6 protein-coding genes and 1 pseudogene are annotated in these 5,773 nt (G+C 64.8%); 3 read left to right on the forward strand and 4 right to left on the reverse strand.

Annotation, left to right across the window (positions count from 1 at the left end):
• Positions 1 to 95: pseudogene (locus AB0N17_RS44950) on the forward strand (TauD/TfdA family dioxygenase); the annotation flags it as partial.
• Between the two features lie 192 nt (positions 96 to 287).
• On the opposite strand, the gene AB0N17_RS44955 reads toward AB0N17_RS44950, so the two are convergent.
• The 4 genes from AB0N17_RS44955 to AB0N17_RS44970 form a co-directional block, all read right to left on the reverse strand.
• Positions 288 to 1,091 (reverse strand): ABC transporter permease subunit, encoded by an 804-nt coding sequence (locus AB0N17_RS44955; protein ID WP_366017483.1) that lies wholly within the window; start codon positions 1,089 to 1,091, stop codon positions 288 to 290.
• Positions 1,088 to 1,735, reverse strand: a complete 648-nt coding sequence (locus tag AB0N17_RS44960) for an amino acid ABC transporter permease (RefSeq protein WP_366017484.1) — start codon at positions 1,733 to 1,735, stop codon at positions 1,088 to 1,090. Before AB0N17_RS44960 ends, AB0N17_RS44955 begins: the two co-directional genes overlap by 4 nt.
• Positions 1,736 to 1,741: 6 nt before the next feature.
• Positions 1,742 to 2,707, reverse strand: a complete 966-nt coding sequence (locus tag AB0N17_RS44965; RefSeq protein ID WP_366017485.1) for a glutamate ABC transporter substrate-binding protein — start codon at positions 2,705 to 2,707, stop codon at positions 1,742 to 1,744.
• Positions 2,708 to 2,898: 191 nt separating this feature from the next.
• Positions 2,899 to 3,636: an amino acid ABC transporter ATP-binding protein gene (locus AB0N17_RS44970; RefSeq protein WP_366017488.1), complete on the reverse strand. Its 738-nt coding sequence runs from the start codon at positions 3,634 to 3,636 to the stop codon at positions 2,899 to 2,901.
• A gap of 178 nt (positions 3,637 to 3,814) precedes the next feature.
• On the opposite strand from AB0N17_RS44970, the gene AB0N17_RS44975 reads away from it, so the two are divergent.
• Complete coding sequence (locus AB0N17_RS44975; RefSeq protein WP_366017486.1) at positions 3,815 to 4,753, forward strand: LysR family transcriptional regulator; 939 nt, start codon at positions 3,815 to 3,817, stop codon at positions 4,751 to 4,753.
• A 684-nt stretch (positions 4,754 to 5,437) separates the two neighbouring features.
• On the forward strand, positions 5,438 to 5,656 hold the full coding sequence (locus AB0N17_RS44980) for a hypothetical protein (RefSeq protein ID WP_366017487.1): 219 nt from the start codon (positions 5,438 to 5,440) through the stop codon (positions 5,654 to 5,656).
• Positions 5,657 to 5,773: the final 117 nt, after the last annotated feature.

Consider the following 5,773-nt stretch of genomic DNA (forward strand, 5'->3'; position numbering starts at 1 on the left):
GCGCCCGGATCGACCCGCCGGCCGCGACGATCCTGCGCGCCGAGACCGTCCCGCCCTACGGCGGCGACACCACCTGGGCCAACCTGGCCGCCGCCCCGGGCGTGCTTTCAGGGGGCCGCGTGTGCTCTGCGAGTCTTTTTCACGCGGCGGCTGCGCCTGTCGCTCATCCGGCGCTCCAGCCAATTCGTGGAGGATGCCAGGGCGACGTTCACGATGATGAAGACGAGGGCCACCACAAGGAAGCTTTGGATGATCGTGTGGTTGAACTCGCCGAGCACCTTGGCTGATTAGAGTAGCTCAGGGAAGCTCACTACATATCCGAGAGTGCTGTCCTTCAGGAGCCGGACCAGCTGGCTGGCCAGTGCGGGTGCGGTCTGCCGGATGGCTTGCGGTAGGACTATCAGCCGGAGGACGGACCAGTGTCTGAGCCCGAGGGCGTGGCCGGCTTCGGTCTGTCCTTGGGGGATGGCGCGGACACCAGCGCGGAAGATCTCGGCGAAGACGGCAGCGTTGGTGATGACGATCGGCCACACCAGCATCCAGAACAGCGACAGCTGGATTCCCGTGCTGGGCAGGCCGAGCAAGAAGGCGTAAACCAGCAACAGCAGTGGTACAGCCCGCATGACCTCGACGTAGAGGGTGGCGGGTACCCGTAGCAGCGGCGTCTCGGCGAGCCGGGCGAGGGCCAGCAGCGCTCCCACTGGCAGCGCGATCGCCCCGCTGACGAGGGCGACCTGAATCGTGGCAGACAGGCCGGTCAGCAGGTACCGCAGGACCGGGCCCTGTACGAACAGCTGCCACTTGGCGGCGCTCAGCTGGCCGTTGGCGGCAAACTGGCGCAGTGCGACGGCGGCGAGTCCGGCGAAGGCCAGCAGCGATACCACGGTGGCGACCGCGATGCGCCGCCGCCCGCGAGGACCGGGCGCGTCGAAAAGCTGGGTGTCGTCCTTGTCGAGTCGATTCCACAGGGCGGTCAGGCTCAGCGCGGTGGATGTTATTCCGGACGGGACCGTCAGCTCGGACCGGGCGGAAGCAAAGGAGCTGGCCGCGTGCTTGCGCCTGGCCGGGGCCGCCTGCATGGGCGACTTCATCGCAGCACCACCAACCTGCGTTCGAGGAGAGCGGCCAGACGGCCGATGCCGACGGTGAACATCACGTAGCACAAGGCCGCGGTGCCAAAGGTGATCAGCGGCTGGGCGTACTGCTGGTCGAGCAGCTGGGTTTGTCCGGTCAGTTCTTGTGTCACGCCGACGGCTGCGGCCAGCGACGAGTTGAGCAGCATGGCGATCATCAGCGAGGCCAGCGGCTGGATCATGGACCGCAGTCCTTGCGGCATCACCACCAGCCGCAGGGACTGGCCGAATGTGAGTCCCAGGGCTCTGGCGGCCTCGATCTGTCCGACGGGCACGGTCCGGATTCCTGCGCGTACGGTCTCGCAGAAGAAGGCTGCCCAGTACAGCGCCATGGCCGTCACCACAGTCCAGAACAGCGAGTACACCAGCCCGATCTCCGGCAGTCCGAAGACGAACAGCGTCAGGAGCACCAGCAGCGGCACGCTGCGAACCGACGCCACGTACAGCTTGCCGAAGAGGCGCAACGGCCGTACCGGGCTGATGCGGCACACCGCCAGAGCGCAGCCCAGCAGGGCCGCCAGCGCGAAGGTGCAGGCGCTGATCTCCAGGGAGACCAGCAGGCCGTCGGCGAAGACGTCCAGGTGGGCCGTGATGACTTCCATGTCGATTCAGCCGATCTTGGGCGGGGCCGGGGCGGGACCCGGCACCTGGGTGCCGATGGTGTTCTTCCAGACCTTGGCCCAGGTGCCGTCAGCCTCGATCTTCTGCAGCCAGTGGTTGACGAGCCTCTTGAAGCCGGCGTCGCCAGGAGGCAGGCCGATGCCGTAGGGCTCCTGGCTGTAGGTGGCGGCGAGAACCTTGACGTCGGAGTTGGTGCTGGCGTTGCCCGCGAGGATGCCCTGGTCGAGGATGTACGCGTCGGCGCGGCCCTGCTGGAGCGCCTGCAAACACTCGGTGTTGGTGTCGAAAAGCAGGATCTTCGCGGTGGGTGCCTCCTTCTTGATGATGGTGGCGGCGGTCGATCCGGACTCGGTGATGACGGTCTTGTTCTTCAGGTCTTTCAAGGTATGGACGGAGTCGTTGCCCTTCTTGACCTCAAGGGCGAGGCCGTCCATGTAGTAGGGGCCCGCGAAGTCAACGATCTTCGACCGCTCCGGCGTGATGGTATAGGTCGCGAAAACGGCGTCCACGGCGTGATTCTTCAGCAGGGCCTCGCGGGTGGCGCTGGTGACATTTGTCAGCTTCGTACGCGGCTTGCCGATGATGTACTTGGCAAGCAGTTGGGAGAGCGCTGCATCGAAACCCCCGATCTTGCCGGTCGTAGGGTCGAGCAGGGAGAAAAGGGCCGCTGTCTGGGTACCGCCGACATTGAGCGTGCCGCGTGCTTTGATCGTGCTGGCGGTGGAGCCGTGGGGTATCAGGGAGGCGGCGGCGGGCTTTTCATCTGCGATGATCTGGTCGATGGTCTTGCTCGCGCCGGTGTTCGTGCCTGCGGAAGCAGTTGTGCCCGGAACCTTCGCTGCGGACGACGGGGAGCTGGAGCACGAGGTGATGAGGGCGGTCGCAGCAACGAGAGCAGCGGCCGCCGCGACGCGTCTTTCGACAGAACGGAATACGGAGCCAGTGACGTTCATAGTTGAATCCTTCGGCGGGGGGACTGTGCCGGGAGGCCGGACAGGCTGGAGGGCCTGCGTGCAGGTATGAAGGGGATACCACCGGCAGACTTGGTGGGGAGGTCTGCGCAGTGGCGGCGGTCCGACGTCGGTCCCGGCCGAGGCAGGCGGCCGGTTCGGGGCCGTGAGGCCGTGGCACCGCTCGGTCGTCATCAGTGACGCAGAACCTTGGAGAGGAAGTCAGCCGCACGCTCGTGTTTCGGCGCAGTGAAGAACTCCGAAGGCGGTGCAATCTCCAAGATCCGGCCGCCGTCCATGAATACGACACGGTCCGCGGCTTGCTGGGCGAATCCCATCTCATGGGTGACCACGATCATCGTCATGCCCTCCGAAGCGAGTTCGACCAGGACCTCGAGGACTTCCTGGATCATCTCGGGATCAAGGGCTGAGGTCGGCTCGTCAAAGAGCAGGAGCTTGGGATCCATGGCCAGGGCACGTGCGATGGCCACGCGCTGCTGCTGACCGCCTGACAGCTGGGCGGGATATGAGTCACCCTTGTCAGCAAGCCCGACACGGGCCAGCAACTCGCGGGCGCGTTCCCGCGCGTCTGCCTTGGACACGCCCCGGACCCTGACCGGCGCCAGCATCAGATTCTGCAAGACAGTGAGATGTCCGAACAGGTTGAACGACTGGAAGACCATGCCGACGTCTGCCCGGAGACGGGCGAGCGCACGGCCTTCGGCCGGCAGGGGGACACCGTCGATGGTTATCGTCCCCGAGGTTATGGTCTCCAGCCGGTTCACACAGCGGCAGAGGGTGGACTTGCCCGACCCGGAAGGGCCGATGATCACCACCACTTCACCAGCGGTGACGTGAAGGTCGATGCCGTGAAGCACCTGGGTGTCGCCGTAGTGCTTGCAGACGTCCCTGATCTCGACGAGTGGGCGCATGCCGTAGTCCTCGTCGATGCGGTGAGCCGCACCGGTTTCAGCGGTCCTGGTCACACTGAACTCCTCCGGTGAGCGAGCCGAGCGCGTTTCGCGTTGCCCATTATTCGAGCCGAAGTGGGTTCACCGTGTCCAACGAGAACTTTTTCTCAGGAGCATCAACTTCTTTTATGCTTCGCTCATGTTGGACGTGCATCAACTGAGAGTGCTCGCCGAGGTGGCGCGGACCGGCTCCTACACGGCCGCCGCCGCATCCCTCGGCTATACACAGCCGGCCGTCAGCTACCAGATGCGCCGGCTTCAGCAGGCCGTGGGAGCCCCTTTGGTGACACGGGCCGGACGGGGGTTGCAACTGACCGAGACAGGCCAGACCCTCGTCCGCCACGCGGACGCCATATTCTCCGTGCTGCGCGCTGCCGACCAGGAGGTCTCCTCGGTGGTAGCACGGGGCGGTGGGCTGGTGCGAATGGTCGTGTTCCAGAGCAGCTGCGTGCAATTGCTGCCGCAACTGGTGCTCCGGCTGCAGACGCGCCATCCGGATGTGCGGGTGACCGTTGTCCAGGCGGAACCGGTCGAGGCCCGCCGCATGCTCAGAACGGGTGAGGCCGACCTCGGTCTGCTCTGTAACTGGGAGAACGAGGATCTGCCTGAGGGGGAGGGCGCCATGCTGCGCCTGGAACTCATGACGGACCGCCGCTATGTGCTGATGCGGGAGGACGATCCACTGGCGGGACAGGCCACCATCGACCTGGCGGAGCTCGCCGCCCGTGACTGGGTGATGGAGAGCTTTAGGGACCGGTTCATGGCCGCCTGCACCAATGTGGGCTTCCAGCCCCGGATCACAGCGACCGTCGACGACATGATCGCAATCCAGTCTCTGGTGTCCGCCGGCCTCGGCATCAGCCTTATGAGTGAGCTGGCCCTGCATGCCCATGTAACTCCCGGCCTGATCTACCGGCCGTTGCGGCACTGGCCACAGCGCCTCACCTATGCGCTGTTGTGGCCCGATATGGCCGCGGTACCGGCCGTGGCTACGGTCCTGGGTGAGATCCGCGCCATCGCCCGCGTCATGGGCGAGGCCAGCGGCGCCTCATCCCGTCCACCTGAGCCGCCGTCGTGACATCCGCATGCGCGGAAGCGGCTTCGGTCACTTGAAGCAACGGCGATAGGACGTTGCAGGTGCGCCTAACACGTTCGTCGTTCCTGCTCAACGTTCGATTCAGAAGCCTCAACGGGTAATGGCGCGCTTCATGACAGATGCGTATGTGCGCCGGATGATCGGCCTCGCCGCAGCCCGGTGCTGCTAGAAGCGGCTTCTCAGACCCACCACATAGAACACGTTGCAACGGCGGCGTACAGAAGGCTCCGAGCGGCGCCACGTTGTTCCTTCTATTCCATACCCGCCTTGTTCGGCCTAAAGGGTGATTAATATCGAATAATCATGTTTTGGTCAGGTAGACAATGATATGTCTACGGGAGATGGCACAGCTCAGATCACCAGGAGGAGCGCTCGTTATGCGCGTGGCTACACGAGAAACAAATGCACTGTCGCGACGGGGGAAGTGGGTGGCGCGGTTCGTCGGCGCTGGCCTGACCACGGCGCTGGCACTCGGTACCGCTGGCGGTCCTGCGTCTGCAACAGCGGTGCCCGGACAGCAACGTGCCCAGCAGGGTCTGACTTGTGCGGACCTCGGCCTCGCTGACATCGAATTCGATCAGTTCGTCGCCGCGCCCTTCCCCGTCACTGTTCCGTTCGCCCCCCCCGCACAATGACGGGTCGGTCTCCGTCACACCCAACCTCACCGTGACCAATGGTATCGACTTCGCCATCACGGGCCCCTACGGTGCCCGCGCTGTCATCGTCCATGGCGCCGCCGGGGTTGACGACAACCTCTATCTCTATCCTGCCATTTTCTTCCCGCACGGCATTGGATCCGACACCGGCCTTCAGGCGTCGGATGCAGGACCGGTCAGCAGCGTCGACGTCTGCGTCACTGCTGCCCCCTACAACGCAGGAGCCTGAACAGCATCCGAAGGAACGGACAGCACCCATCGACCTCTCGCATGCAACAGCGGGTTCGGCATGCAACTCTGCTGGTTAATGGGCGGCCCCTCTGCGTGACGTTGGCCTTCATCACCC

Origin of the sequence: Streptomyces sp. NPDC051133, from assembly GCF_040682635.1 — a bacterium.
In the GTDB taxonomy this organism is placed as follows: Bacteria; Actinomycetota; Actinomycetes; order Streptomycetales; family Streptomycetaceae; genus Streptomyces.